General features: G+C 77.6%; 4 protein-coding genes. 1 reads left to right on the top strand and 3 read right to left on the bottom strand.

Annotated elements, in window-relative coordinates:
• Positions 1-144: 144 nt before the first annotated feature.
• The gene (locus tag ACQRUO_RS38950; RefSeq protein ID WP_428320921.1) at positions 145-1,365 is read right to left on the bottom strand and encodes a helix-turn-helix domain-containing protein; all 1,221 of its coding nucleotides are present in this window, start codon (positions 1,363-1,365) and stop codon (positions 145-147) included.
• Between the two features lie 20 nt (positions 1,366-1,385).
• Positions 1,386-1,604, bottom strand: a complete 219-nt coding sequence (locus ACQRUO_RS38945) for a hypothetical protein (RefSeq protein WP_428320920.1) — start codon at positions 1,602-1,604, stop codon at positions 1,386-1,388.
• A 145-nt stretch (positions 1,605-1,749) separates the two neighbouring features.
• On the opposite strand from ACQRUO_RS38945, the gene ACQRUO_RS38940 reads away from it, so the two are divergent.
• A complete protein-coding gene (locus ACQRUO_RS38940) occupies positions 1,750-2,895 on the top strand; it encodes a LuxR family transcriptional regulator (protein ID WP_428320919.1) in 1,146 nt (381 codons plus the stop codon).
• Here the strand turns inward: ACQRUO_RS38940 and ACQRUO_RS38935 are convergent.
• Positions 2,885-3,547, bottom strand: a 663-nt coding sequence (locus tag ACQRUO_RS38935; RefSeq protein WP_428320918.1) for a hypothetical protein, incomplete at its 5' end; no start/stop codon positions are given. The genes ACQRUO_RS38940 and ACQRUO_RS38935 overlap by 11 nt on opposite strands.

The following is a 3,547-nucleotide window of genomic DNA, read 5'->3' as shown; positions in this document are numbered from 1 at the left end:
CCCCCCCCCCCCCCCCCCCCCCCCCCCCCCCCCCCCCCCCCCCCCCCCCCCCCCCCCCCCCCCCCCCCCCCCCCCCCCCCCCCCCCCCCCCCCCCCCCCCCCCCCCCCCCCCCCCCCCGCCGCCGTCTCCTCCCCCGCCGCCGGCTACCCGGCCGCCGCACCGACCAGGTCCAGCACCTGGAACCCGGCCGCGCAGCCCTGGTGGGCAGGCCGGACCAGCCCCAGCCGCAGCAGTCGCCCCACCGCCTGCGCACAGGCCGCCGGGGAGCGACCGGTGAGCACCGCGGCCTCGGCGACCGACCAGCCGCCCGGCGCCCGGGCCAGCCGGCGCAGCGCGTCGGCGTCGTCCGCCGGCAGCCGGTCCAGCGCGGCGCCGAGCGAGCAGCGCAGCCCGAGCAGCCGGCCCTCGGCCCAGCCGAGCGGATCGTCCGCCACGTGCGCCAGCACCCCGGCCGGGGTGAGCAGGCCGAACAGGAAGGCCACCTCCGCGAGTGCGGCGGGGATCCCGTCGAGGCGGTGGCAGAGCTCGACCACCGCGGCGGCCTCGGCCGCGGTGAGCTCGAAGCCGGGGACGGTCCGGCGGACCAGGCGGAGCAGCAGCGCCACCGCGGGGGTGCCCGCCAGCGCCGCGGGCTCCCGGTCCGCCCGCCGGTCGGGCAGCGCCAGCGGCGCCAGGGCCAGCTCCCGCTCGCCCGGGAGGCCCGCCGCCACCCGCGCGGTGGCGAGCACCCGCAGCGTGCGGTCGGCGCGCAGCAGGTCCACCGCCGCCGGCAGCCGGGGGTCGCCCGGGCGCAGCCCGTCCAGCACCAGCAGGGCGGGGCCGCCGGGGTGGGCCGGTCCCGGACGGCGGGGGCCGGCCGGGACGGGCTCGCCGTGCGGATCGGGGCTCCAGGCCACCCGCAGGCCGTCGGACCGGCCGAGCAGGTCGGCCAGTTCCAGCGCGATCCGGGTCTTGCCGATCCCGCCGAGCCCGGTGAGCACGGTCAGCCGGTCCTCGCCGGCCAGCACCCCGGTGCGCAGCGCGGCGAGTTCGGCCGCCCGGCCGACCATCAGGTCCAGCGGCTCGGGCGGTGCGGTGAGCGGCAACGGTCCGGCCACCGGGTCGGCGGCCGGCAGTGCGCTCGCTTCGAGGTCCGCGCGCTGCGACTCGGTCAGCCGTAGCGCGGCGGCGATCAGCCGCACCGTGTCGGTGCGCGGTCGCCGGGCCCGGCCGCACTCCAGGTCCCGGATCGCCCGGATGCTCACCGTGGAGAGGTCGGCCAGCTGGCGTTGGGTCACGCCGCGGTGCTCCCGGTGGCCGCGCAGCAGTTCACCGAAGGCCCCCTGGGTCCCCGGCGTCTCCCGCGCCGGGGCCCCTGGGGGCACGGTCCTGTCGAGCAGCGCCACTACTGGGCCGAGATGGTGTCCGGGTGGTGGTGGTCCCAGGTCAGGTCACCGGGCGTGGCGGCCGCCGCGGTGCCGGCCAGCGCGAGCAGGCCCGCCACGGCGAGCGCGCTGCCGCCGAGCCGGATCCGGCCGGGGCGCCGGTCGGGCCGGTCGTTCGCCTGGTCAGCGGTGGTGGGCCGGGAGGTCGGCCGGGTGGAAATCCGCCAAAAGCGCATCATGTCGTACGTTCCTTCGGGGAAGCCCGTCGAGGGCGTCGAGCTGCCGGTGCATCGGCAGCCGTGATCACTCTCGTCCCTGGGGTCGCAGCTGGCTACTCTCTTCGCGACTGCAACTTCCCGCGCGTAAACATGTGCAGGTGCCGAAATGAATGCAAAGCTGGACAACCCCTCGCCGTCGAGCATCAGCGAGGCGGCTCGGGCTGCGTACACCGCGCTGCTGGCCGACCCGTGGTCCACGGCTCGGATGTCGCCCGAGGTCACGGCCGAGCTGCTGACCTGGGGTCTGGTCACCGAGCAGCCCGCGGACGACGGCGCCGAGGGCCGGCTGCTCCCCGTCGACCCTGCCATAGTTGCACGGCGCATGACAAGCAATTGGCGATCGCAGGCCGCCGCCCTGGAGTGGCAGGCCAGCCTGCTGGAGGAGCGGCTCGCGCCGCTGGCGCTGACCTATCGCCAGGCGCCCGAGCACGGCGAGAGCGGCGGCCAGTTCGAGCGGCTGCACGGCCACGAGGCGATCAACTCCTTCATCAAGGAGAGTGCCGCCGCCGCACAGCACGAGATCCTCACCGCGCAGCCGGGCGGCGCCCGGTCGAGCGCCGCCCTGGAGGCCTCGCTGCCGCACACCCTGGCCACCGTGCGGCGCGGCGTCAGCATGCGCACCCTGTACCAGAGCACGGCCCGCTGCAACGAACCCACCCGCCGCTACGTCCGGGCCGTGGTCGCCGCCGGCGGGCAGGTGCGGACCGTGGAGGACTACTTCGAGCGGCTGCTGGTCTTCGACCGCAGCACCGCGCTGATCCCCGGCGACGCCAGCCGCAGCACCGCCCTGGTGGTCACCCAGCCCGAGGTCTGCGCCTACCTGGCCGACTCCTTCGACCGGCAGTGGGACCGGGCCAGCGACTTCATCCCCAGCCACCCGGTGAAGGCCGCCGCCGAGGTGGTGCCCGGGGTGCGCGAGCAGATCAAGGACCTGCTGCTGGCCGGCTACACCGGGGAGGTGATCGCCCGGCGGGTCGGTCTGAAGCACCGCGCCTACCAGGACCACATCGGCGCCCTCAAGCAGGAGCTGGGGGCCACCACGCTGGTGCAGCTGGGGTACGCGATCGCGCTGGAGCGCGGACGGACCCTGGCGGTGCCGGGGCCGTCACCGGAACCGGGACCGTCGCAGGTACCAGGGCCGTCGCAGGAACCAGAGCCATCGCAGGCACCGGAACCGAAGCCGGCTCTGGAGCCGAGGCCGGCCCCGGAACCCGCCGACCCCGCCTCCCCCGCGGCGGCGCTCACCCCGTAGCCGCCCCCGAGGCCACGGCCGCGGACGGCGCCGCACCGCTCGAGCCGTCGGCAGCCGCACCCAGCCCGGGGTAGTCCACCGACCAGGGCCCGCCCGCGGTGCGCACCAGCGCCACCTGGAAGGCCGGGTCCGTCGAGCCCGGATCGGTGTTGGAGTCGCACGCGTCCGAGGGAGCGTCCGACGGCGCGGCGGCCGACGCCGCGGCCTGCGACGGCGCGGCGGACGCCGCGGCCGAGGACTGCCCGGCCCCGGCCGCCGGCTCGTTCTGCCCGTTGCTGCAGAGCGTCCCGGTGAGCACGGCGACCGCCGTGTTCCCGTCCACCCGGGTGCTGCCCACCGCCAGGTTCTCGGCCTTGACCGAGCCGGGTCCGAGCGAGAAGGAGAGCACCTTCAGGGTGGCCCGGTCCTGCAGCCGCACCAACTGCGCGGCCTGGTCGAACTGCCCGGCGAAGACCTCCCGGCTGTACTGCAGGGCCACCGCCCCGGGCGAGCTCCGGTCGACGGCTCCCCCCGACACCGGGGTGGAAGCGGCCGCCGGGGTGGGAGCGGCCGCGGGGCCGGCGGCGCAGCCGGCGACGGTCAGCGCGGCGAGCGGGCCGAGGACGAGCAGCAGCGCGCGGGGGCCGCGCCGGGCGGAGGTGCTCCGCCGGCG

The sequence above is a fragment of the Kitasatospora sp. LaBMicrA B282 genome (genome assembly GCF_050325825.1).
In the GTDB taxonomy this organism is placed as follows: Bacteria; Actinomycetota; Actinomycetes; order Streptomycetales; family Streptomycetaceae; genus Kitasatospora.
Note: the sequence above shows the minus strand (reverse complement) of the source record. Positions and strands in the feature narration are given on the sequence as shown.